Annotated in this window: 1 protein-coding gene (cut by a window edge); it reads right to left on the bottom strand. The window is 64.5% G+C overall.

What is annotated here, in order from left to right; all coding sequences use genetic code 11:
* On the bottom strand, positions 1–26902 hold the 5' portion of the coding sequence (locus tag ACFQDI_RS07645) for a beta strand repeat-containing protein (RefSeq protein WP_377165085.1). 5111 nt of this gene lie to the left of the window's left edge; 26902 of the gene's 32013 nt are visible here — the first part of the coding sequence; the start codon lies at positions 26900–26902; its stop codon lies off the left edge, out of view.

Raw genomic sequence — 26902 nt, 5'->3', positions numbered from 1 at the left:
TGACACCCGCATTCAAGGTGGTGACCCCTGTGTAGAGGTTCATGCCGGAGAGGATCAGGTTGCCCAGGCCGGTCTTGTCCAGGCCGGTCACCTGGGAGAACGTGAGCGAGCCGGTGCCCGCCCCTGCCACGGCGGCATTGCTGAGGGTGATGGTATTGGTCTGGAAACTCCGGTCGGTGCTGCTGGTGATAGTTTCATTAGGAGCGCCATCAAGCGTGAGGGTTGTGCCATTGATGGCAATCACTGTGCGTCCGAGCACGGTCGCTCCTACGAAAAGGGTGGAAGGCACACTGGAAACCGTCACAGTGTTGCCGGAAGTTGCGGTTATGTTAACCGTGGCGGTAGTTGAAAGCGAAGTGATGGTGGTTCCATCCACGATGCCGAGTCCGGAGACTCTCATCCCCACATAGAGGCCCGTAGTCCCATTGGTGCCGTTGAGGCCGGTTCCGTTGGTGGTGCTGATCGCGCTGATCAAATTGCTGCCAGCATTGGTCGTGCCGGTGCGGTTCTGGTTGAACTGCAGCGTCTGCGTGACCGAGGATGTCGGAGCCGCGCTGAGGGTGATGGTGTTGGTCTGGAACTCGCGCGTGGAGGCGCTGGAGATCGTTTCGTTGGGGGCTCCGTCAAGCGTGAGGGTCGTGCCGCTGATGCCGGTCACGGTGCGGCCCAGCAGTGTGGCTCCCACAAAGAGGTTGGTAGGCACGCTGGAGACAATGACGCTGTTGCCGATGGTCTGGTTGATCGTCACCGTGGCCACCGAGGAGAGCGAGGTGATGGTGGTGCCCGCAGCGATGCCGGAACCCGTGACGAGCATGCCCACGGCGAGGTCGGCGGCGTTGATGTTGCTCACCAGCGTGTTGCCGCTCACCATCGTGCCGGCGCGGTCCGCACGGCTCGCGGAGTTGTCGACGATCACCGCGGAGATGTCCAGCGGGGCATTGACGTTGTTCTGAAGGATCAGCAGGTCATTGACGGTGGTGCCCACCCGGCCGGTGGAAAGCGTGCCTGTGCCGTCGATCAGAGCCGTGCTGCCACCCATGTTGGAGGTGACGAGGATGGCTCCGCCCTGCAGCGTGTTTGATCCGTTGAGTGTGACGGTGCTCACCCCTCCCCCGCCCACCGGGTTGTGGAAGCGCAGCGTATTGGCAGTGTCGTTCGTCTGCGTTGTGTTCGCGACGAAGTCCATGTTGCCGATGGTCGAGGAGATGACCCAGTCGTTGTTCACCGAGCTGGCGGTGTAGCCGGTGTAGGCACGGATCATGAGATCGCCGGCTGTCGTGGTCTTGGTATCGACCAGCGATTCGTTGAAGGAGCTCTTCGTTGCCCAGTCGGAATCACCGACCGTGGCCCAGGAACCCAGGATGCCCACCGTGTTGTTGGTGTCGGTGCTGGCGATGTCGTTGCCGCTGAAGTTGACCTTGCCGCCCACACCGCGGCTGATGCCGTTCATGCGCAGGATCGAGCTGCCGCCGAGGCGCGAGATGCGGTTGTCACCGGTGTTGATGGTCACGCCAGCGACGATTTCCACGTGAGATCCGCCCAGCAGTTCGAGCGTGCCGCCAAAACGGCTGCCACCGAGCACCAGGGCGCCATTGTCTGCGAGCTTGCTGAAATTGTTGGTGGTGTAGTCCAGGCGGAGGGTGCCGGCCTGAACGGTGTGGTTGATGACATTGATCGTGGAGACACTGTTGCGGGTGGTCGGATCTGCCTGGCCGCTGAGGATCAGCGTGCCGCCACCGATCTGGTTGATGGAGCTGTTTCCGCCCAGGGTGCCCTTGAGATTGAGGACCGAGCCCTGCTGCACCAGGATGGTGGAGGTGGCGTTGACAAAGACCGAGCCAGCCCAGGAGCTGTTTCCGGTGGTGGTGGCCAGGGTGCCGCCTGCCAGGTAGATGTTCTGCACCGTGTTGTAGGTCACGCCGCGCAGATCCAGCGTGGCGTTCTGGTTGCCGATCAGGTTGCTGCCATTGGTGCCGCCAGCAAGGATGATGCCTGCACCACCCGCAGCCCCCAAGGCGCCGTCCACAGTCGCTGCCAGGACACCGGCGAGGATCGTGGTTTCACCCGTGTAGGAGCTCTGCGTGCCGAGCACCCAGGTGCCGTTGCCAATCTTGGTCAGCGAGGTGGCTCCGCCGGCGCCGTCTCCCAGCGCCAGATTGAAGAGGTTGTCGCCACGGTTGGCACCGCCCAGGGTCAGGGTGCGGGAGCCCGAGCCCGTGAATGCCACCGCAGGGGACAGTCCGTTGAAACCGAAGGTCACGGTGGCCCCGACGAGCGTGCCGTCTGCGATGATGGCACCCGCGCTGTCTCCGACGCCGAGTGTGAAGGAGCGGTCGGTGATGGTGGAGGCGTTGTTGAAGTACCTCAGCGCGCCTCCGTTCAAGACCAGGTTGGCCGCGTCGTTGGTGGCATTGCCGATGCTGCTGTTGAAGCCGCCAAAGGCGAGCTGCGACACACGGAGCACGCCGCCGTTGATCACGGTGGGGCCGGAGTAGGCGTTGCCGTTGCCCAGAGTCATGACTCCATCTCCGTTCTTGGTCAGTCCCAGGACGCCGTAGGAGATAGGGCCGTCGGTGATCACCCCGTTGAAGGTGAAGTTGTCGGTGGCATTGACCACGAGGGTGGAGGCGGCGGTGCCGTTGTTGGTGACCGTGCCAGTACCGGTGATCTTGGCCACCGTGGTGTTGAAGCCGTTGAGGTTGAAGGTGCCGTCCGTGTAGACGGTGTAGCCCCCGTTGCTGCTGACCAGACCGTTGCTGCTCTCAAGGCGGACTTCGCCGCCGTTGACGGTCATCGTGCCGTTGAACTGGTTGCTGCCGCCCAGGCGCAGCAGGCCGGAATTCACCTGAATGTCGCTCGTCAGGGTGTTGTTTCCAAGCAGCGCGATCGTGGAGCCGATCATGCGGATGAAGCCGATGGTGTTGTTGCCCGTGAGCTTCACGGCATTGAAGCCGTTGTACACCAGGTTTTGATTGGTGCCGTCTGCCACTGCCAGCTGCGAGATCTCGATGGTGGTGCCATCAACGATGCGTGTGATGACGGTGCCATCAGGAATGCCGTCGCCAGTGACGGTGCCTCCCACTTCGAGACCGGCGGTCGTCGCCACAGTCACGGTGTTTCCACCGGTGACGAAGGTCGAGGCCAGAGTGCCGGTGTCGATCACCTGCGCGCCGACAGTTTCCAGGCCGCCCGAGAGGTTGTTGTTGCCCGCGATCAGCAAGACCCCAAGGCTGGCGCTGTCAGGGGAGAAGATCAGGCTGCCGGTGTTTCCGATGATGCTGTTGGCAGCACCAATGCTCAGGGTGCTGTTGGTGGCGACGCGGAAGTAGCCGTCTGCGATCCCGATGGTGATGCCACGGTTGGAGTCGTTGAACACCAGGTTGGTGCTGGCGCGCAGCACACCGCCGTTGATCGTCAGCTGGTCGGCCTGGTAGCTGCCGGGATTCGATCCGAGGTCGCTTTCACGGGTGATCTGCAGCACGCCGTCGTTGATGTAGGTCTTGCCGGTGTAGGTGTTGAGCACTCCGAAGGTCAGCGTGGTGGTGATGGCAGCGGTGGGCTTCTGGGAGAGGATGACCTGGTTGTTGCCCACCAGGCCGATGACGGTGGTCCCCGGAGCGATGCCAGAACCGGACACGGTGGAACCAACCACGATGTCGGTGTTAAAGTTGTTCGTGTTCAGCGTGATCGTGGCGCTGTTGGGATTCATGTTCACGACGCTTGCGGTGACGGTCGGGTTCAGCACCAGAGTGCCTGCACCGGACTTGACCACGGAGACGATGTTGGCGCCGTTGTCCACGATGGCGCTGAAGACATTGAGCTGGTTGGTTGGCTGCTGGAAGATCAGCTCATAAGGGTTGAGAGAGCCGGTGTAGGTGCCAGCCGTGAGCCTGCCGCCCGTGATGGTGTGCGTGGCCTGGGTGGCCAGAATGCCCCCGCTGTTGATGATCAGCGTGCTCTGCGTGGTCGAGGAGATCGGGTTGATGTTGATCGTGAGGCCGGAGCCGCTCTGAATGTTGAGCGAGTTGATGGTGCGGCTGCCAAAGGAGGTCGGAGTCTGCGAGGCGGTGACCTTGATGTTCTGCGTCGAAGTCCACGAATGGATGGATGTGGCACTGTTGGCCGCAGTGTAGGAGGTCAGGGCCGTGATGGCGTTGACGGAGCTGCCGTTGACGGTCTGGGAGGACACCGTGGCCCATTCATAGGCTGCCTGGCCGCCGGTGATGGTCGCACGAACCGCCCAGCCGCCGAGAATGCCGTTGCTGTTGGCGAGAACTGCCGTGGGCGTGGTGGTAAATGCGATGACTCCGCCGGTGTCCGAGCTGCCGCGGATCGAATTGAAGATGGCGGTGGATCCCGCTGCACGGGTCCCGAGGCCGGCCAAGGTCAGAAGGTTGGTGGCCGAGGTGGCTTTTTCCGAAACAATGCGGTTCGAGCCACCGGCAAAGGACAAGGTGCCCAGCGTTTCAGAGAAGTTTTCCGTGCCTGCGGTGCCCACGCCCTGGAGGGTGAGCTGCCCAGCGTTCATGGTGATGGTGGCCGAGTCGTTGATGCGGTTGACGGCGGTCGCGCTGGTGTTCCTGATTCTCAGCCCCTGGAAGGTGTTGCCATCGGCAAGGGTTCCGCTGCCGGAGATGAGGATGCTGGTCACGCCGGAAAGGGCGCCTGAGCCTTCAATGCGCAGGTCGCCGCCGATCAGGCTGATCGCGCCGTTCATCGTGCTGGAAGCAAGCACGGAGAGCACGCCGCCGGAGGTGACGTTGTTGCCGTTGCCGACCACGCTCAGGCCGCCGGACTGCACGTTGACCGCGCTGTTCCAGTTCACGAGCGTGAGGTTCTGGATGCCGGAAACGTAGAAGCCGCCGCCTGTGACGGTGGTGGTGTTGTTGAAGTTGGTTGTGCCGCCTTCAAGCACTTTGATGCCGGCACCAAAGGTGGCGACCGAAGAGCTGAAGTTCAGAGTGCCGTTGCCGCCGTCGCGCACCATCGCGCCTGTTCCGGAGACAGCGCGGGAGAAGTTCCAGGTGGCGTTGTTGTTGATGCGGAAGCCCAGAGTGCCGTTGTTGGTGATCGTCTGGGTGCCGATGGTGCCGCCACTGATGCCGTTGCCAAAGTTGGTCGCGCTTTCGAGCACGAGAGTGGCGCCCGAGTTGATGGTGGTGGAGCCGGAATAAGTGATGTTGCCCAGGGCCAGGACCTGGGTGCCATTGCCGCCGATGACGAGGTTCAGCACGCCGGTGCCCGTGTTGTTGGCGCGGTCACGGAGGAAGCCGTTGTAGTAGCTCACGCCGCTGGTGTTCAGAGTCAGGGTGCTGTTGGCCGACTGGTTTTCACCTTCGAGGTTTTCAATGACGCCGCTGGCGGTGAAATCGGAGATGCCACGCACGGTTTCGTCAAAGCCCATCAGCTTCCAGTAGGAGTTGTTGCCGTTGTTGCCGGTCGAGTCTCCGCCGAAGCCTGCGTCAAACTTGATGAGCGAGGTGTTGGCGATCTGCTCGCTCGCGCCAAGCTGGACGACGCCCGTTCCAGAGCCGCCCATGCTCACATTGCCGATCTTGAGGTCTCCGACAATGGTACCGTTGGCCACATAGGTGCCGTAGGTGGTGTTGGTGGTGGCGGAAGCCGTGGCTGCGTTGGAGAGAACCAGCTGAGTGCCGTTCTTGACCGCCAGCACCACGGTGCCGTTGGGGATGCCAGGATTGCCGTTGACCACCATGCCGGCATAGAAGCCGGCGGTGTTGGTCACGTTGACCAGCTGGCGCACGTCAAACGTGGTGGCGACTCCGACCGTGTTTGTCACACTGGCGTTCGTCGAGATCACAAACTGGGTGGCTGAGTTGATCTGAATGACGGTGGCGCCGGCAGGGATGTTCGGATTGCCGGAAATCACCATGCCGACGTAGAAGTTGTTGGTGTTGGCGCCGCCAACGAGGTTGACCACATTGCTGCCGCTCGAGGTGGTGGCGGAGGAGACCTGGACGCTGTTGCTCGTCGTGGTGCTCATGACGGTGGTGGTCTTGGCCAGCACCAGTTCCGGATTGCCGGCGTCGCTGTTGCCACGGCTGAAGACGGTGGTCAGGCCGGTGTAGGAGTTGGCGGTCTGGCCGGTGAGAGTGACACGGCCCGGGCCCATGATGTCGAGGCCGAAAGTCGAGCCCGAAACCTGGGAGATGGAGCCGCTGATGTCGAGACGGGCTGTGGCGCCGCCCGCGTTGGAATTGACGCGCAGGTTGCTTGCGAGCTGGACCGGTGCGGAGATCACGTCTGCACCGACGGTGGTGCTGTTGGACTGCACCTTGCTCAGCAGCGCCTTGCCGTAGCCGCCGTTGTTGAAGATCAGGCTGCCGCCGCTGCCCTGGGCGATCTCGAAGTGGTTGGTGTTGTTCTGATCCCCCAGCACCATCACGCCCACGGTCTTGTTGCCGTCCAGGTTGATCTGGGCGTTGAGGTTGACCGCCGTGCCGATGTTGGTCGTGAAGTTCACGATGGAACCGATGGAGTTTGGCACGGTGGTTGGCAGCCAGCTTGCCACCGCATTCCATGAGGTGGAGCGGTCGAGATTGAAGTTGTTCATCAGCACCGGAATGGTGCCGGGCTTGGTGATGACGAGGATGAGGCCGTAGGCATTGAACAGGCTCACGTCATAGACCAGACCGCCGCCGAGGGTGGGGAGGATGAGGTCGCCGCCGCCGGAGCCGCCCGTGCGGTAGTTTTCGCCGACGTTGAAGCTCGAAAGCGAGTCCAGGCCGGTCCAGTTGCCGAGATTGAAGATGTCACCGCTCTGGGCTTTGCCCGCGCTGGTGGCCAGCGTGAGGTAGTTGTTGAGGTCCTGCACCACCAGGGTGGTGTGGTTCAGGGTCAGCATGCCGTTGACGGTGATGAAGTCGGTCCGGCCGGCAGGGATGGCGGTCGCGTCCCAGGTGGCGCGGTTCAGATCACGGTAGCCGCCGAGGGTGTCGTAAGTGCCGGTGAGCAGCGAGCTGAGCAGTCCGGAGCCGCCGTTCAGGGTCGCACCGGCAATCTGGAAGTTGGCCGTGGAGCCGGTCTGGAGCGTCAGGTTGCCGTTGAAGGTCATGGAGCCGACGCTTGCGCCCAGGAGATCGCCTGGGGAGAGGGTCGCGCCGCTGTTGATCATATGGCTGGTGCCATCCAGGAAGTTGTTGCCCAGAGTTCCCACGGTGCCGTTGATGGTGCCTGAGCCTGCGAGGGTGGCACCGCTGTTGACGGTGGTGGCGCCCAAGCCGGTGCGTCCGGCGGAGGAGACGCCGACCTGCAGCGTGCCGCTGTTCACCGTCGTCGTGCCGGTGTAGCCGCTGATGGTGGAGGAGAGCACCCAGTTGCCGGTGCCGTTCTTGACGACGCTGGTCGAGCCGCCGTTGTCATTGATGGAGGATGCGAGGGTGTTGGCGCCGGTGTTCGTACCGGTGAGGGTGAGGACGCGCGCTCCCGTGCCGGAGAGGCCGAGGAGGCCCGCATTGCTCAGGGTCAGAGCCCCAACACCCGAGGCCTCGATCACCGCACCGCCGGTGCCGATGGTGAACAGACGGTTGGAGGAAGCCGCGTTGCCTGTGTAGCGCAGGGTGCCGCCGTTGATCACCAGGTTGGAGGCCACGTTGGTGGCAGACCCGATGCTGCTGGCGACCGAGCCGTTGGTCATGACGCTGACCTGAAGCACACCGCCGCTGATGGTGGTGCTGCCGGTGTAGGTGTTGGAGCCGCCAAGACGCCAGGTGTTGGTTCCGGTCTTGATCAGGGCGGTGGTGCCGCTGCCGTTGCCAATGACAGAGATGAGGCTGTTGATGATGGCGGCGTCGCTGGTGCCTGTAAGGGTGAGCGAGCGAAGGCCGCTGCCAGAACCGCTGAAGGCCAGCGAGCCCGGGTTGATGAAGGTGAGTGCTCCGGTGCCCGAGGCGTCCAGGGTGGCCCCGTTGGTGGTGCCGATGGTGAACAGGCGGTCCGTGCTGGAGCCTGCGCCCTCGTAGCGCAGGGTGCCGCCGTCGATGACCAGGTTTGCCGCAGCATTGCTGGATGCCCCGATGGCGCTGGCGATGCCGCCATTCTGGACGTCAAGGATTCTGAGCGTGCCGCCGTTGATGGTGGTGACGCCGGTGTAACCGTTGCCTGCGGCAGCGCTGAAGGCGATGCTGCGGCTCGTTTCGGCAGGCTTGAAGATGGTGACCGTCGTTCCGTTGTTGGCCGTGACGGTGTACAAGCCGTCTGGATTGATCGTGCCGTCGGCATCGACCTTGTCATTCACCGCAAGGGTGCTGCCTGGCAGGGCGAGGCTGATCGTTTCTGCCGGGGCCATGGCGTCACTGGCTTTGTCGATGGTGAAGCTCAGGCCGTCGCTGGCGATGGAGACGACTCGTGAACCGGCCTGGATGCCCTCGCCGCTGATGAGCTGGTTGGTCACCAGACCGGTGGCGTCCCCAACAATGGTGGTGGTGCCGTTGATCGTGCCGGTGACGTTGGTGACGCCGTTGTTCGGCTGGAGCAGCCAGGTGCCGGCATCGGTCTTGGTCAGCGAGGTGGAGCCGGTGCCGTTGCCAATGGCGACGGACATGGTGTTGTTGCCGGTGTTGGTGCCGCCCAAGGTCAGGAGGCGTGCCGTGGTCTGGTTGTTGAAGCCCATGGCGCCTGCGCTGTTAAAGATCAGCGCGCCCGTGCCGGAGGACTCGATTTTACCGCCGGAACTGCCGACGGAGAAGAGCCTGTTGGTCGTGGCTCCCGTGCCGGTGTACCTGAGGGTGCCGCCATTGAGCACAAGGTTGGCCGCGTCTGCGGTGGAGGCACCGATGCCGCTGTTCGCGCGTCCGTTGGCCAGGCTGGCTGTCGAGAGCACACCCCCGGTGATCGTGGTACCGCCGAGGTAGCTGCTGCTGAGAGCATTGGAGGCCATGAGCAGGGTGCCGGCACCGGACTTGGTGAGGGAGTAGCCGACCTGGTTGTCATCGACCACGCCGTTGACGGTGAAGGTGAATCCGGAGCCGACGTTCCATGTCTGGCTGGTGCCCAGGATCAGGCCGCTGTTGATGATGTTGCCGGCGGTGTTGACATTGATGGCCGCAGGATTGAGCAGCATCAGGGTGTTGTTGTTGAGGGTGACCGCCCCTCCTGAGCTGAAGTTGAGGGCGCCGACGACCTGGTTGCCATTGAGGTCGATGCTGAGATTGCCCGGTGTCGGGGTGGTGGTGGAGAAGAAAACGTTGTCAAAAATGCCGGGGATGGAGCCGCTGGCCACACCGCCGCTGGCGGTTGTGTTCCAGTTGGCGCCAGACCACAGGTTGTTGAGGTTGCCTGCCCAGTAGTAGTCTTTGGGTGCGGCCGCAGCGGCCACCTGGATGGCAATGGCCACGGCTTGGGTGGCATCAGTGACGACGGCATTTGAGGCATTCCTCATGACGATGGTCAGCGCATAGCCCTGACCGCCCACGAGGATACCCGGGGTACCCAGAGTCAGCGACTGGCTGATGGCGGTTTTGCCATTGAGATTGAGGCCGCCGGCTTTGAAGGTGATCAGGTCGTGCAGACCGGCTGTCAGGCCGCCGATTCCAGCTTCCGGCAGGATGAAGACGGTGCCGCCGCTGGCGCCGATGCTGACGGTGTTGTTCAGGGCGGTGGTCACGTCGGAGACGACAATGGTGTCAGCCTTGTTGGCGCCGTTGCCGAGGTCAAAGGTCATGCGCACGGTGGAGCCGCTGGCGCCGCCGATGGTCAGACCCGCGCCGGAGACCCATCCGGCATTGCGGTTGATGGTGAGCGTGCCGGTCGAGTCATTGTTCGCCATGCTGAAGGAGGAGCCGGCGGAGAGGATCACCTGAGCGCCATTGGTGGCCACGGTACCCACGTTGCCGATCTGGTAGTTGAAGCCAGCGGTGGTGGCGGCGACCGAGAGGGTGGCGCCGCTGGCCACGGTGACGGTGGCGTTGGGGGTGGCGGAGGCATTGGCCAGGGAGCCGGCGGCGAGCACGAGCGTCCCGGCGTTGATGTTGGTGGCGCCCGTGTAGGTGTTGGCGGCGGTGAGGGACCAGGTGTTGCTGCCGTTCTTGGTCAGGGAGGTCAGGCCTGTGCCGTTGTTGGCGATGACCTTGCCGAAGACGTTGGTGATGGCGGCGATGGAGGTGCCGGTGAGGACGAGGTTGCGGGTCTGGTTGGTGGTGCCGTAGGCCAGCGCGCCACCGCTGGAGCTGAAGGTCAGCGAACCAGTGCCGGAGGCATCGATGGTGGCGGTCGCGCCGGCAACGGTGCTGCCGATGGTGAAGCCACGGTCTGTGGTGGCGTTGATTGCGCCGATATACTTCAGCGTGCCGCCTTCTATGACCAGATTGGACGCAGTGTTTGAGGCTGCGCCGATGCCGCTGCCGGACCCGCCGTTGCCGAGATTGCTGACGCTGATGGTACCGCCCCTGATGGCGACGGCGTTGGCGGCGTTGAAGTTGCTGACGCCGGTGAGGGTCAGCTCGCCGGTGCCGACTTTGACAAGCCTGAAATTTCCTGTGGAGGCACCGGTCAGGACGCCTGAGAAGGTGGTGTTGGTGCTGTCTCCGACGGTCAGCGTGCTGATGATCGAGGTGCCGGTGCCCGTGGAAGTGGTGATGAAACCGCCCCCGGCGAGCGAGGCGATCGTCTGGTTTCTGCCGCCGAGATCCAGGCCGGCGCCGGTGGCGATGGTGAGCGCCGTGCCGCTGGGCAGGATGTTGCCAGCTCCGGTGCCCGAGGTGTTGTCGCTGGTGGAGCCGAGGCGGAGGATGCCTCCGTTGATGGTGGTAGCGCCGGTGTAGCTGTTGGTGTTGTTGGTCAGCACCAGGACGCCGTTGCCTGTCTTGGTGATGCCGCCGGTGCCGCTGATCTGACCGCTGATGGTGGCGATCACGAAGGCGCTGTCCACATTGATGGCCCGTGTGGAGGAGCCCAGGTTGACCGCACCGGTGAGGGTGAAGTTCTGATTGGTCGTCTGGCCGCCAAAGCTGAAGTCTCCATTCACCGTCACAGCATTTCCTGTGTAGGTGGAGAAGTTGAGGGTGTTGGCAGAGCTGGCGGTGGTGACGAAGGAGGAAAGGGTGATGCGGTTGTTGGCAACATCGACAGCCGTGATGTAGGTGCCGGCCTGGATGCCTGAGCCGCCAAAGACGGCCTGACCGACTGCGAGGGAGGCGGCGGCGCCTGCGGTGTTGAGCTGGACGGTGGCAGAGCTGGCGGTGGTGGTGGTGCTGATGCCCGTGACGTTGCCGGCCTGGATGGTCGTGCCGCCTGCGATGGTCAGCGTGCCGGTGCCGACTGCGCCGCTGGTGAGCGCCCCGGGATTGCCCACCGAGTTGGTGCCGAAGATCAGGGTGCCTTCATTGAGGTTGAAGCCGTTGGTGAAGGTGCTGCTGCCGCTGAGCACCAGGGAGCTGTTGCCGATCTTGGAGACGACGCCGTTGGAGCTCGTGATGGGGGCGGAAATCACCAGGCCGATCGGGGAAAGTCCGGACACATTGATGATAGGGTTGCTGCCGGTCAGCTGGATGGCGGAGTTTGCCGCTGTGGTCGCCGCCTGGATGATCGGGGTGGTGGCGAAGTTGTCGTTGACCGCGGTGATGGCGTTGGTGGCGGTCAGGACGAGAGTGCTCACGCCGCCGGTGGGATTGTTGAAAACAAAGCGTGGCTGGGTGGTGCCGCCGGTGTTGTTGAAGTTGATGCTGGCCAGCGTGGTCGTGGTGGCGCTGGTGTAGCTGAACATGTTGAACACCGAACCGCCGTTGAGGGTCAGGTTTGCGCCAGCGGCGATCTGGCCCACCGTGCCGCTGAACTTGTTGGCATTGCTCACGTTGACCGTGGCATTGTTGACGATCAGGTCGCCAGGAATGACGATGGTGCTGGCCGCGCCGTTGAGGTTGAGCGTGCCGCCGTCCACGTAGGTGGCGCCGGTGTAGTCGTTGGAGACTCCGGTGCCGGGATTCAGCGTGAGGGCGCCGCCGCCGCCTTTGACCAGGCTGAAGGCTCCGGTGAGCTTGATGTTGAAGTTGGTCGTGCCCTGATTGATGTACACGAAGAAGTCAGGGCCGGTGGCGGTGATGGCAGAGGCCACGTTGCCGGCGGCGATGGTGGAACCGCCGGAGTTGGTGAGCAGGCCGACGTTCAGGGTGAGGGTGACGGCGGTGGAGCCGTTGCCGAGGGTGAGCTGGCCGCCGGTGTAGCGCAGGGAGTTGACCGTCTTGGATGTCAGCAGCGTGGGGCTGTTGCCGTCGCTGACGTTCCAGGTGGACAGGGTGCTGGCGGAGGTGATGTCAAAGCCGTCGTAGGTCGGGAAGGCATTGCCGCCGGCATACACGTTGCCGCCCACGGTGGTGCTGAGCGCGCCGATGCCGACGCCGTCCTTGTAGGTGGCGAAGCTGTCGCCGTTCACGACAGCCCAGCCGCCGATGAGCTTGTTGACGAGCGTGCTGGCGGAGACGCCGACGCCGTTGATCAGGGAGATCTGCACGGAGGCGTTGTTGTTGTTTCCTGTGCCGCCCATGCCCACGCCGTTGCCGGCGATGAAGTTGACCATGCTGCGGTCGCTGTCCGTGCGGGTGAGCGAGCCGATGCTCAGGCTGACGGCGCTGCCGGCGTTGGCGGCAGGAGTGACGGTGATGGTGCTGCCACCGCGCTGAATGACGAGGTTGTTGATCACCACATTGGTGTCGAGCGAGCCCCCGCCGGTGATGGTGAGCGCACCGCCCTGGAGGGAGACCGTTGTCGCGGCGTTGAAGCGCACGGGGTTGAGGTTGTCCAGGGTGGTGAGGCCGCTGTCGTCCCAGTTCAGGGTGGCGAAGTTGATGCCGATGGAGGAGGTGCCGGAGAGGGTGCCCGCATCGCGCAGCGTGAGGCTGTTGCCACGCAGCACGGTGGCGCCGGTGTAGGTGTTGACGTTGGTGAGCGTGAGGGCTGCGTTGGAAGTGAGGGCCAGGTTGCCCGTGAGGCTGCCATTGAAGCTGGTGGTGCTGCCTGTGACCGTCATGGTGGCGAGCGTGCCGGATGAGTTGGTCACGATGCCGCCGGCGCCGACGCTGTTGTTGCTGCCGAAGGAGCTGAACGCCCCGTTGTAGCCGTTGAGCTCGAGCGTGCCGCCGTTGACGGCGAGGCCCTGGAAGCTGGCGATGGTGGTGGTCGGAGCGCCCAGAGGAGTGATGGTCTGCGGAGCCCAGATGGTGTTGTTGCCACCATTGAGGATGAGGGTGCCGGCGTTGACAGTGGTGACGCCGCTGTAATAGCCGCGACGGTTGAGGCTCAGGGTGCCCTCCCCGGATTTGACCAGACCGCCGCCGGTGTTGAAGAGGAAGCTGTTCACATTCAGCACGGTGTCCGCACCGATGGTGTAGAAATAGAACGCCGCGTTGTTGTTGGAGGCAAAGAACGGGGTGTTGATGCCGGCATTGCCGCTGAAGGCGAGCACGCCGCCGGTGTTGACCAGTTCGTAAAGCTGGGAGGCGCTGGTGTTGAAGATGCCCATGGCCGCCACGCTGCCATTGGAGACACCGCCGCCGCTGAGCAGGGTCAGGCTGTTGCTGTTCTGGCTGAAGGTGATGACGGTGTTGGTGCTGAGCTGGAAGTTGGTGGTGAGGCTGTTGGAGAGGGCCTTGCTCATTTCAGCGTCCGTCAGAGGGCGCAGGTAGCCGGTGACGGAGTCCTTGGTGGTGAACCATGGCACGCCTTCATAGGTGACGTCGGTGTTGGAGCTGATGTCCTGGCTGGCATTTCCGGAGAGCGTGATGGTCAGGCCGCTGATGCCGACCACCTTCTGCCCGAGGAGGGTGTCTCCCACCGTCAGGTTGAGAGGAACGCTGGTGACGGTGACCTGGTTCGACTCGACGGAGCTGGCGCTGACCGTGACCTTGCCGACGTCCTGGGCGAGGATGTCCGAGCGGATCGTGCGGGTGGTGGTGCCGTTGGCCCCGTTGCCCTGGCCACCGATGACGTTGAATGTCGTGGCCAGCATGTTGGCAAAGCCTGCGCTGCCCGTGGTTCCGGCGGCGCTGAAGTTCCCCTGCAGGATGAGGCTGGCTCCGGCCTGCTGTGCGGTGAGCGTGCTGGCCGTGAAGGTGACCTGGGTGGCAGGGTCCGCGTTCAGAGAGATGATGCCGCTGCCGCTGCTGATGGTGAGGGTGCCGACATTTTCAACGGTGTTCGCGCTGCTGCCGCCCACGATTTTGAAGGTACCACCGCTGATGGTGAGAAGGCTGGCCGGGGTGGCGGTGAGCGGGGTGGCAAGGCGGTTGTTGAGGTTGCTGGCGCTGTTGTCCAGCGTGAGGGTACCGCCTGTGAGGATGGTCTGGCTTGGCAGAATGGCCGTGCCTGCGCCGGCGTAGGTGACCGTGCCCAGGCCCACCGTCAGCACACCGGTGGAGCCGCTGGTGGCGTTTTGCACACCGGTGATGGTCATGTTGCCGGTGCCGATCTTGGTCAGCGAGATGGCGTTTGGCGTGCCGTCATTGAAGCGGTTGAGCTGGCCGGAGTAGGTGGTGTTGCTGTTGTTGAAGCCCACGGTGAGCAGGGCGTTGTTGGCCACGCTGTTGAAGACCGAGCCGCTGCCTGCCAACGCACCCCAGACGGTGGACTGGCCGTTGAGGTTGAGGGAGGTGCCCGAGTTCAGCGTGAGGGTGGAGAAGCGGGAACCGGCGTTGACCGCACCGGACTGGATGTTGCCGCCCATGACGTTGACGCCGCCGACGAAGGTGGACTGGTTGATCTGAAGCACGCCGTTGCCCAGCTTGTTGAAGCCGCCGAGGGAGCCCACCACGCCGCCGAGAACGAGGCCGGGGGTGGTCGGGGCAAAGTTGTTGAACCCGGCAAAGTCGAAGGTGTTGACGGTGATGTTGTTGAGAGAGCTTCCCAAGTCGATGCGGCCGACGACCAGCGGCGAGGCGGCCGGATTGAGCGGATTGGAGACAATGCCGCCGGAGCCGATGGTGAGCAGGCCGTCACCCGAGTTCACGGTGGGGGCCAGATTGCCGCCGCCGGAGCCGTTGAAGACCAGGCCATTCAGGGTCTGGGTGCCGCCGAGCACCAGGATGCCGCTGCCGTTGATGGTGACGGAGTTGCTGGCATCAATGATGCCGCCTGCCTGCTGGACGAGGATGGCGCTGCCGGGAGTGGCGCCACCGTTGATGGTGATGCCACCTGTGCCGAGGGAGCCGGTGCTGCCGATGAGGAGGACACCACCATTGATGACCGTGCCACCCGTGTAGGTGTTGAGGGCGTTGAGGGTGAGGTTGGCCGCGCCGTCGCTGCCGGACATGATCATGCGCAGGGCTCCGGTGCCGTTGTCCTTGATGACCGCATTCATGGTGAAGGTGCGGTTGGTGCCACCATAGGGCAGGACGTGGATGTAGAGGTCGCTGGCGGTGTTGGCCAGGCCGCCGGTGATGAAGCCGTTGTTGATGGCGATGTTGATGTTGTCTGCACCCAGAGCCAGCAGGAGTCCCCCGCCCTGCAGCGTGAGGGTGTTGCCGCCCAGGTTCACCGTCGTGGCGGCCACGGTGGGGTTGATCAGGGAGAAGGTGTTGACGGTGGTGTCTGTCACCAGCGGGCCGACGCTGGCGGTGGCGCGGATGTTGTCCGTGGCCAGCGGTGTGCCGGTCAGGGTGTTGAGGGAATAGCCGGCAAAACCCGTCTGGCTGAGGCGGCCTACGCCCAGGTCGGGGATGTAGCTGGCGAATTCACGGTCCACGATGGCCCAAGGTCCGATCAGGCCGTTGGTAAGTCCGCCGCTGTTGATGTTGGAGCCTCCGGTGTTGCCGCTGGTCGGCACGCCGTTCAGGCTGCTGATGAGGATGCGGCCGACGTTGCCGTTGGCGCCAAGGCCGTTGTCCGGGAAGCGCACGGTCGCGGTCGAGCCCGCACTGCGGGTGAGGGAGAGGATGTTGAGCGTGGCGGAGTTGATGCCGGTGCCGCCGTTGGCCGCCTGGATCATGTTGAGGCCTTCGGAGAGGATCACGTTGCCGACGGACTGCGAGGTGTTGGCCTGGGTGCGTCCCTGATAGACCAGCGACCCGCCTTTGAGGGTGATGTCCGCCGAGAGGTTCACACGGTTGGCGAGGGCAAAGTTGACGTTGTCGTCAAGGCGCAGGACGGCGTAGTTGATGGCGATGGAGGAGGTGTTGGCCAGCGTGCCGCCGTCCACGAGCCCGTTGGTGCCGCCTGCAAAGATCGTGGCACCGCTGTAGGTGTTGGCGTTGAGGAAGTTGTAGGTCTGGTTGCTGCTCTTGAAGAAGTTCATGGCTCCGGCGCCGGCTTCCTGCTTGATGATGCCGCCAAAGTTGAAGCCGCCGCTGTCCAGGCCGAAAATGAGGGCGGCTGCATTGGTGGAGGTGTTGGTGAAGGTACCGGCATTGCCCTGCAGGGCCGCGCTGTCACCACGGGTGCCGAGGGCAAACTGGGAGTTGCCGTTCAGGTCCAGCGTCGCGCCTGTGGCGACGATGAGGAACTGGTTGGGCGTGAGGGTGTTGTTGCCGCCGTTGAGCTTCACGGTGCCGCCGTTGATGACGAAGTTGCCGGTGAGGATCTGGCCGCTGATGTTGGCGACGCCGGCCATGTTGTTCGGCGCGTTGATGATGAGCGTGCCGCCCGAGTCTTTCACAAAGCCACCGGCACCCGTCATCAGGCTGTTGATGGTGAGCTGTGTGCCGTCAGCCACGGCCACGTAGGCCTGCATGTTGACGTTGTTCACGTTCGGGAAGTTGAGGCGGGGGATGCTGATCGTGTTGTTGCCGCCCACATTGAGGATGGACCCTGAGTTCAGCGTCAGCGTGGCGCCCTGGGTGGCGACGGAGTTGGTCAGATTGAGGCCGTTGCCGCTGATCTTGATGGCGTTGACGGTCCGGGAGGTGCTGCCCAGGAAGGTCAACGCTCCCGTGATGTTCATGGTGTCCGTAGCGGCGGCGGTGTCGAGGTTGTTGCTGGCATTGTAGGCGGTGTAGCCTGCGGTGCCAAAGGCGCCCACGCCTGTGCCCGTCACATACCCGGCGAAGTCCACGCCGTTGACCAGCGTGCGCAGGATGAGGCCGTTGGAGGTGCCCGGTGCGGTGGTGAAGAGGACTTTGTTGCCGGCGGTGCCGAGGTTCGTGCCGACGAAGTTTGTGCTGGAGTCACCGTTGTTGTTCCAGTTGGAGAAGGTGAGGGTGTTGGTGCCCGACCCCTGGTTCATGATGATGGTGTTGGTCGCGGCGCGGTTGGTGGTCAGCGCGCCGAGGGTCTGCGCGGAGGTGCCGGAGCCGCCGTCAAAGCGCAGGGTGCCGCCATTGAGCGTGACTGCACGCGCGCCCGCAAAGTGGGCGGTGGCTGCGCCGACGGTGTCGTCCACCCAGAGCAGTCCCGAGGGGCCCTGCACGGTGATGCCGCCTGTGCCGCCGAGGGTGACGCCGGAGCCGGTGATCTTGAAGGTGCCTTCATTGATGACCAGGCCGTTGACAAAGGAGGCGCTGTTCACGCTCAGCGTGGTGGTGCCCGCCCCCATCTTGGTGATGGAGCCCAGCGCGCCGAAGCCGTTGGTGGTGATGTTGATGTTGCCGCCGCCGACAAGGGTGAGGGCCTGCGCGCCGGTGATGGAACCGGTGATGAGGAGCGTGTTGCCGGCGTCTGCCCCGATGGCGGAGGCCGTGGCGAGGGTGATGGTGCCCCCGATCGTGCTGGTGCCGCCGCCGACGGCCTGCACAGCACCGCCGTTGTTGATGCCCGAGCCATTGAGGCTGAGCTGCTCGGTGCCAATGTTCACACTGTTGATCTGAAGGGCGGCGCCTGTGCCGGTGACGACGGTGTTTCCAGTGACGGTGCCGAGGGCGCCTGCATTGGTGACCCTGACCACGCCTGCGCCGATGGTGAGCACGCCATTCCAGGTGCTGTTGAGGTTGTTGAGCACCAGCGTGCCGTTGTCATTTTTGCGCAGCGCGTTGGAGACGGCTCCGAGGCCAAAGGCCGTGTTCAGAGTCAGCGTGTTGCCAGTCGTCACTTCGATGGCGTTGCTGGCCTGATTGAGGGTGATGGTGCGGTTGGTGGAGAAGGTGCCGGTCGCGCGCAGGCCCACGGCGGTGGCGGAGTTCACGTTGAGGATCACTCCATTGGCCACGTTGCCCAGCGCGGCGTCCGAGGACGCGGCGACCACACCGGCCTGAATGTCCACCGTGCCGGTGAAGGTGTTGGTGTTGGTGAGCACCAGGGTGCCGGCACCGATCTTGGTGATGCCGCCGCCGGAGACGACTCCGGAGAGGAGCAGGCCCTGGATGAGGCTGGAGTCCGAGGCGTTGGCCACATTGACGACCTGGCCGGAGCCGAGGGTGACGTTGCTGGTGATTTCCAGACCGTAGCCGTTGTTGTTGGCCACGGTCAGGACGCCGTTGGTGAAGGTGGTGCCCGTGGAGCCTTTGATCTGGATCGTTTTGTAGGCAGCCGAGGTGAAGAGCGGCGCATACACGGTGCCGAGGCGGCCGACGGTGAGGTTCATGGCCTGGCTGGAGACCACGGTGATGCCGCTGTCGATGACCTGGCGGGAGGCGGTGCCGTCCCCGTCATTGAGCAGGGAGAGATTCCCGCCGTTCATGTTCAGCGTGATGGTGTTTCCTGCGGCGAGGGCACCGATGGAGAGCGTGCCGAGGCCGGTCTTGTTGATGACGATGTTGCCCGGCGTGGTGACGCGGGTGATCTGGCCGAGGGCGGCGGTCATGCCGGGGTTGATGACGTTGATGGTCACCGCGTTGGGCAGGGTGACGAGGCCGCTGAGGGTGAGGTTTGTGCCGGTGGAGACGGTGCTGTCAAACCGGAACTCGCCGTTGAAAGCGGAGTTAAAGGTCACTGCGTTGCCGATGGTCAGGCTGGTGCTGCTGAGGAGGGTCAGGTTGTTGCTGCCGGACATGGTCAGGGTGCCGGTGCCGATGGGGCCTGCGCTGACGCCGCCGGTCACGCCGCTGTTGAAGACGCTGCCGGTGCTGAAGAGCAGGCTGCCGTTTTGCAGGCTGACGCCGCCGGTGAAGGTGTTGGCCGCGCTGAGCTGCAGCAGCCCTGCGCCTGTCTTGATGATGCTGGCGTTGCCGGTCATCACGCTGGCAATGTTCAGGGTGGGCTGCAGCGGGGCGAGGTTGGTGCCGTTGGCCATCACCGGCGCGATGTCAAAGGTGTGGCTGCCCGTGCTGAGGGCGACGGTGCCGTTGGTGGCGTAGCTGACGACGTTGGTGAAGCCTGCGCCGGCGTTGCCGTTGATGGCGTTGGCAGAAAGCGTGATCTTGGTTCCGGAGACGCCGGTGACGACGGTGCCCGCAGCGAAGTTGCCGCCCACCATCGGGGTGCCGACGGTCACGTTGGACATGTTGCCGGAGACGAGGGTCACAACGTTCGAACCGATGGTGCCGGTGACCACGATGCCAGCGCCAGCGATGGTGGCGACGGAGCCGAGGTTGGAAGAGCTCGCGGTGACGTTGCCGTTCAGGGTCAGCACGCCATTGCCGAGAAAGACCGAGGGGCTGTTGCCGCCGGTGTTGTTGAAGACCAGGCCGCCGAGCGTCTGGTTGAAGTTGTTGAGCTCAAACACGCTGCCGCCCAGCATGGAGAGTGTGGCGGTGCTGTTGATCTGCTCCGAGGCTCCGAGCATCACCGTGGTGGTGCGCTCCTGGAAGGTGCTGCCGTTGGTGCTGCCGCCGCCGGTGATGGTGACATTGCCGGTGCCGAAGGCGCGGCCTGTGGCGGAGCTGGCGACGACGAAGCCCGCATTGACGTAAGTGCCGCCGGTGTAGGTGTTGTTGCCGGAGAGCACGAGCTGGTTGGTGCGGTAGCCGCTGACCCCGGCGGTGACGCCGCGGCCTTCGGTGCCGTCCAGGACCAGGGTGACCGCGCCGCCGCTGTTGTCCACGATGTTGGCGTCCACAAAGACGTTGCGGCCATAGACGTTGCCGTTGCCGTTCACGTACCCGAGGGCGTGAATGTAGAGATCGGCCGCGCCATTGCCGGCGGTGAGATTGCCGCCCTTGATGATGAGGGGCATGTTCAGGGAGCTGACGAAGGACGTGGCCGTGGGGGCGGTGATGTTGGCGTTGGCGTTGTCCGCCAGCGTGACGGTCAGGCCGTTGATGGCGGTGACGGTGCTGCCCAGGATCGTGGACCCGATGGTGAGGGTGTTGGGCATGGTGGCCAGCAGGACGGTGTTGCTGGTGGTGGAGCTGGTGACCACGTTGACCTGCGTGTTGATGAGGTCAAAGCCCTGGGAGGCGATCAAGCCGCCGCTCGCGAGGTTCAGCGTGTGGCCGCCGAGGTCGAGCGTGCTGTTGCCGGATACCACCATGGCAAGGCTGTTGACGGTGCGGTCTCCGGCCATCGTGTAGGTCTGCGGCAGGGTCAGGGTGGGATTGGCGGAGCCGAGGTTCTGGTCGATGGTGAATTTGTTGCCGTCGATGATGGAGGTCACCACGGCGCCGACGGGGATGCCGCTGCCGAGGATGGCGTCACCGACCTTCAGGCCGGCGGTGCTGGCGATGGTGAGCTCGTTGCTGCCCACGGTGCCGGTGGAGCTCACCGCGGCGTAGGTCATGCGGATGTTGTCCGTGGCGGAGCCCGAGTTGAGGTCGTTGCTGGAATAGCCTGCGTAGCCGGCGGAGTTCAGGGCGCCCACGCCGGTGGCGGTGTTGTAGCTGGCGAAGTCACGCTCCACGACGGCCCAGCCGCCGATGATGCCGTTGGTGAGGGAGGTGACGATGCCATTGCTGATCTGCGTCGGCGTGGGGGTCTGGCCCCAGCTGTTGAAGAACACGCGGGCGGTGCCGTTGCCGTAGTTGCCGGTCACGTTGAAGAAGCGCAGGGTGCCGTGGTCGGCGGCGGGGCGGTAGAGGTCGGCAAAGGTGGCGGTGGAGCTGTTGATGCCCGTGCCTGGAGCGGCCACGTCGATGACGCTGGCACCTTGGGAAAGGGTCAGGGAGCCGAAGGCCTCGGTGCCTTCGCTGCCGAAGCGTGCGCGGTACTGGATCATGCCGCCGCGCAGGGTGATGGCGGCATTGTCGTTGATGCGGTTGTCAACCAGCGCGTCGAGGATGCTGGTGCCGTTGTTGTTGCTCAGCAGCAGGGTGGACTGGTTGAGGGTGATGGAGGAGGTGTTGCTCAGGGTGGCGGTGCCCAGGAGCTGGAGACGGCCGCCATTGAGGAGCGTGGGGCCGGTGTAGGTGTTGGCGGAATAGATGTTCCAGTCCGTGTAGGAGTTGGCGCTGGTGGAGCGCACCAGGGCGATGTTGCCGGTGATGGAGCCGGAGAAGCTGCCGCCGGAGTTGACGAGGCCCAGCGTGGCCTGGTTGGCGGAGGTGTTGATGATGGTGCCGCCGATGTCGGGAATGAGATTGGCGTTCAGGGGCGAGGTGGTGTTGACGCGCAGGAGGTTGAGCACCTGCACGTTGCCGTTGAGGTCGAGCGAACCGCCCTGGAGCACGAAGTCGCTGTTCCAGAAGATGGTGTTGGTGCCGCCGGCCAGCTTGATCACGCCTTCATTGATGGCCGTGCCGCCGGTGTAGAACTGCTGGGTGGAAAGTGTGAGCGTGGATGCGCCGGCCTTTGCGAGACCTGCCGAGACGCCGAACATGGCGGCGTTGACCGAGAGGTCGCTGAGCGTGTAGTAGACGAACTGGTTGTTGCTGCTGGTGCTCAGGCGGCCGACGCCGGTGCCGCCGATGCTGGCTCCTGTGGCGCCTGCCAGCACGAGGACGCCGCCGCTGTCCAAGGTGAGGGTCTGGGCGGCATTGAGGGTGACCGCGCCGCCCGTCTGGAGGGTGAGCGAGTTGATGGTGAGGCTGTTGAGCAAGGTGGTGGTGACGATGCCGCCGCCGATGCCCTGATTGGTGGAAAGCAGCACGTTGAGCGGGGTGGCGGTTCCGGCGAGGTTGTTGGTCAGCGTGGTGACCATTTCCGTGGAGGTGTTCAGCGGACGCAGCAGGCCGGTGACGCTGTCTGCCGTGGCGAAAGAGGTGCCTGAGCCGGTGGAGCTGTTGTCCACGATGACCCATGGAATGATGCCCTTGTTGGTGGTGCCCGCGCCGCCCTGCTGGCCGGTGAAGGTAAAACCGCCGGTGGAGGACTGGAAGGAGCCGGTGCTCAGCCCGCGGACGAGCATGGTGCCGGTGATGCCGCCATTGTTGGTGGCACGGGTGACGGAGCCGGTGACGAAGCTGGCCTGCTGGCCGCTGAGCGTGACGATGGTCTGGCCCGCGTTGACCGTGAGCGCGCCCATGGTTTCAGAGGTGGCGGCGGAGGCGTTGCCCTTGAGGTTGATGGCGCCGCCATAAAGGGAGAGCGCACGGCCGCCGAGGCGGTCGTTGACGTTGGTGCCGGTGCTGTCGAGCGTGAGTGTGCCCTGCGGTGTCACAAAGACCGTGCCGGAACCGCCACCGGACCCGGGCGTGCCCAGCGTGCCTGAGCCGTTGAGCAGCAGCGTGCCGTTGCTGGCGTAGAGCGTCTGCCCCGGGAAGGCGTTGGCGGCGGTGATCGTCCAGGTGCCGGTGCCTGCCATGATGAGCGAGTAGGTGCCGTTGGCAAGGTTGCCGTCAACGCCCATGGCGGTGTCGATGAAGCCGTTGCCAGCGCCGACGAGGCCGAACCAGGAGCTGCGGTTGGAGCCGGCGGTGCCCACGCGGCCGATCATGCTGCCGGTGATGTGAAGGGTGGAGCCCAGGTCCACGCCGATGGTGGCGGAGCGGTTGTTGCCGTCACCGTTGGTCTGGCCGGAGAAGGTGATGTTGCCACTGTAGGTGTTGTTGCCGCTGAGGGAGTAGGACTGGCTGGTGGCGGTGTTGATGGTGGCGTTGGCGTTGGAGGCCAGGGTGATGGTGCTGCCATTCACATTCGTGATGGTGGAGCCCATGAAGCTGGCACCGGCCACGAGCATGGCCGGAGGCGCCCCCACGATGGTGACCGTGGTGCTGGAGGTGGAGCTGCTGAGGACCTGCACCGTGCCGGAGAAGGAGGTGCTGCGGAGCGCGCCGGCGCCGTTGATGCCGTTGGAGGTGTTGTTGTTGCCCGGATTGAAGACCAGGGCCTCGGCAACGTTGATGCCGCCGGTGATCTCCAGCGCGGCCGCGACGTTGGCCACCAGCGTGTAGGCGGAGCCGGAGCTGGAGGCGAGGGTGAAGCTGCCGGTGGAGCCGAGGGCCGCTGCGTTCGTGACGCGCACCACCCCCTGGCCGATGGTGAGAATGCCGTTCCAGGACGAGGTCAGGCCGGGGAGCCCCTGGGTCATCGGCTTGGAGAGCACCAGCGTGCCGATGTCATTCTTCTGCAGGTTGTTGCTGTTGCTGGAAAAGCTGAAGGTGTTGTCCATCGAGAAGGTGTTGCCACCTGTCACGTCGATGGCGTTGCTGGCCTGGTTCATGATGAAGGTGCGGCCGGCAGAGTGGAAGGTGCCGTCCGCACGGAGCCCGGCGGTGGTGGAGTTGGTGTTGACCAACACCTGGTTCAGCGAATTGCCGAGCGCCTCGTTGCTCGTGAAGGCCAGCACGCCGCCGGTGACGTTGATCACGGAGGTGCCGGTGACCGGCGTGGTGCCGGTGAAAGATCCGGTGAGCGCCTGGCTGAGGTTCAGCTGCGTCAGCACGAGGGTGGTGTCCGTCGTGCTCACATTGCTGGAGAGCACGAGCTGCCGCCTGACGAGCGTGGGGTTGTTGGCGGTGATGGGCTGGCTGAGGCGCAGGGTGGTGCCGTCGATGACTTCCGCCACAAACGTGCCGGCCGGGATGCCGCTGCCGGACACGGCCATGCCCGCACGGAAGGTGGTGGTGCTGGCCACCGTGACGTTGGTGCTGCCGATGAAGCTGTTGGTGGTCGTGTCGGTGACGTTGTCGTTCACCTGGGTGATCCGGGTGCCGGAGGCGATGCCGTCCCCGCTGATGAGCATGTTCACCGCAAAGGTGCCGGTAAGGCTGTTGGCCAGGGTGAGGACGTTGCCGCCGCTGGCCACGCTGGTGGCAAACGTCTGCGTGGAGATGGAGCTGATGCGGGTGCCGCCGTTGGCGGTGTTGACGCCGGTGGCGGTGAGCAGCTGCCCGGCGGCGAGCTGGGCCGCGCTCTCCACGGTGAGGACCGTGCTGCCGCTGTTGCCAAAGGCATTGAAGGTGACGGTGCCGCCGAAGTTGTTGCTGCTGTTGCTCAGGAGCATCGTGCCGCCGCCGGCTTTGACGATGCTGTTGCCCAGGCCGGTCACCTGACCGGCAAGCTCAAGGCCGCTGACCAGGTTGTTGGAGGAGGTGCCGTTGTTCACCGTGAAGGTCGGGGAGCCGGTCAGCGAGGTGACGCCGCTCACCCGCAGGCCGTAGGCGTTGTTGTTGGCCACGGTCAGGTTCTGGTTGCTGATGGTGAGGCTGGAAATCTGCGCGCGCTTGTTGGCGGCGGGGGTGAAGTTTCCTGTGACGGCGGGAGAGATGGCGCCGACGGTGATGGTGGCCGAACCGGTGACGGTGATGTTTTCGTTGAAGGCCAGGTTTTCCAGGCGGCCGGTGCCGTCCCCGTTGTCCAGCAGCTGCAGGGTACCGCCCGCCATGGTGAAGGTCTTGCCATTGAGGGCGCTCACGCCCAGGACGCGCAGGTTGGAGCCTGCTTCAAAGACGAGCTGGCCGAGGAAGCCGGAGTTGTTTCCGGTGAGGGTCACGGTACCGCTGGCAGAGGCAAAGCCGGTCTGCTGCACGACCCCGGTGGCCAGGGCGTTGATGGCGCTGACGGTGGTCACGGAGTTCATCTGCGTGGAGCGGATGATGATGGAGGTGCTGGCGTCGCCGGTGATGCCGCCGGAGATGATCAGGTTCGCCCCCGGATCTGTGGCAGGACGACCACCGGCGATGGCGTCGAGCACGAGGGTCTGGTTGCTGGCGATGTTGACCGCACCGCCGAGCGTGACGGAGGCGGCGTTGGCGGTGGACTGGATGCTGCCGCTGGTATTGACCTGCACGGCGTTGTTAAACACCGGGCCGCCGCCGTTGAGGTTGCCGCCGCCCGTGGAGGCGAGCACGAGATTGCCGCCCGAGAGCACGATCTTGGCCGAGCCGATGGGGTCAAAGGCTCCGGCGGAGGCGCTGCCGGTGAGCACCAGCGTGGGGGTCTTGGAGAAGGTGAGCGAGGTGGAGCTCACGATCGAGGAGGCGTCTCCGGAGACCTTGAAGTGCGTGGCGTCGATGATGGCGGTGATCACGGTGCCCTTGGGGACGCCGGCGCCGCTGACGGTCATGCCCACGGAGAGGCCTGCCGTGCTGCCGGTGGTCAGGGTGCTGGCCTTGCCGCCGAGGGTGCTGTCTGTGCCGTAGCTGGAGGCGAGGTAGGTGGCGCTCTGGGTCACCTTGGTGCCGATCATCTCGATGCTGGAGGTGGAGCCCAGGGAGTTGGCGACCTGGTTCTGATTGAAGTAGAGCCAGCCGGAGCCGGTCTTCTGGATGGTCATGGCGCGGCCCTGGTCGGAGACGACGCCGTCAAAGGCCACATTGATGTCCGAGTTGATCGTGACGGTGCCGGCGGTGCCCGAGCCCAGGGTGCCGAAAACGGTGGGCGCCGAGGTGGTGCCGCCAAAGCGCAGGGTCTTGCCGAAGCCGTCGCCGTTGCCCACCACGGGAGTGTCCCCGAGGAGGTCGTAGGCGGTGGCCTTGAGGGTGACGCCGTTGTCGATCAGCAGGCGGCCCATCTGCACGGAGGAGACGGTGGTGTTGGAGAGGGAGATCTCCGCGTTGCCGGTGAGGCGCACGTCATTGCCAAACTGGAGGGCGCTGCTGGCCCCGTTGAGGGTGTTCACGTCTGCCTGGTGCAGGGCGCTGCTGGGGATGACTTTGCGGATCTGCCCGTTGCCGTCGTCGGTGTCCGGACCGGCGTAGCCGAGGTTGAGGCTGCCGCCGCCGGAGCCGTTCACATAGTCGATGCGGATGTCATGCGAGCCGGAGGCGAGGAAGATGGCGGTGCTGGAGAGGTCCGTGGCGCCTTTGCCGCCGTCGTTGTTGAGGACGAGCTTGCCGTCGATGTAGATCTTGGCGCCGTCGTCCACGCTGGCAAAGAAGGTGTAGGCTCCGGCCTGGCCGATGTCCACCTTGCCGACCCACTGCACGCCCTGGGGAGCCGTGGTGGTGCTGAAACTGGTGCCGGTGACGAAGAAGTCGGTGGAGAGGCTGGCGGCGGGGGCGGTGAAGTCCACCAGACCGCTGTCTCCGGTGCCGTTGGTGGCAAACACGCGGCCGGAAAGCCCGTTGGAGGTGGAGTTGAAGCCGCGGATGTCCAGCCGTGAACCGGCCTGCAGGGTCACCTGGTTGGTGCCCAGGGGATTTTTCCCGGTGTTGAGGTCGGTGGAGTTCGCGAGGACGCGGAGCTGGGCCCTGTTGCCCACGGTGATGCCGCCGGTCAGCGAGGTGGCAAAGTTGTTGTTCTGCGTGCCCAGGTAGAGGACGCCGTAGTGGGAGCCAGGGTTGGCGCTGGAGGAGTCAGCGAACTGGATGGACAGGCCGTTGGTACCGGCGAGCGGCGCGGTGAGGCGGGCTTCGGTGTCTCCTGCGAGCGACTGGGAGCTGCCTTTGATCGTGATGGTGGGGGAGGCCCCGGCAAAGGTCAGGGTGTTGGTGCTGGAGGAGGAGTTGATGGTGGTGCCCGAGACGTCAAACTCCAGCCCGCCCACGGTGATGGGGGCGGTGAGGGTGACGCCGGCGGTGCCGAGGAAGACGGCGAGGTTGTTGGCCGCGTTGTTCCACGTCACCTGGGAGCCGGCGACGTTGGTGGGCACGGAGGTCATCCAGTTGGCGGTGGTGGTGTCCCAGTTGCCGCTGCCATTTTCACCGGAGACCTTTCCATCCGTGGTCCAGTAGATGGTGGCGGACTGCAGCGGCGTGGCGACTTGCATGACGAACACCAGCACGGTCATAAACCAGCCGAGAAGGATGCGATTACGTCGAAGAGTTTTCAT

Source organism: Prosthecobacter fluviatilis (assembly GCF_042655725.1).
GTDB classification, from domain to species: domain Bacteria; phylum Verrucomicrobiota; class Verrucomicrobiia; order Verrucomicrobiales; family Verrucomicrobiaceae; genus Prosthecobacter; species Prosthecobacter fluviatilis.
The sequence above is the reverse complement of the archived record's forward strand: the minus strand, read 5'-3'. Positions and strand labels throughout refer to the sequence as shown.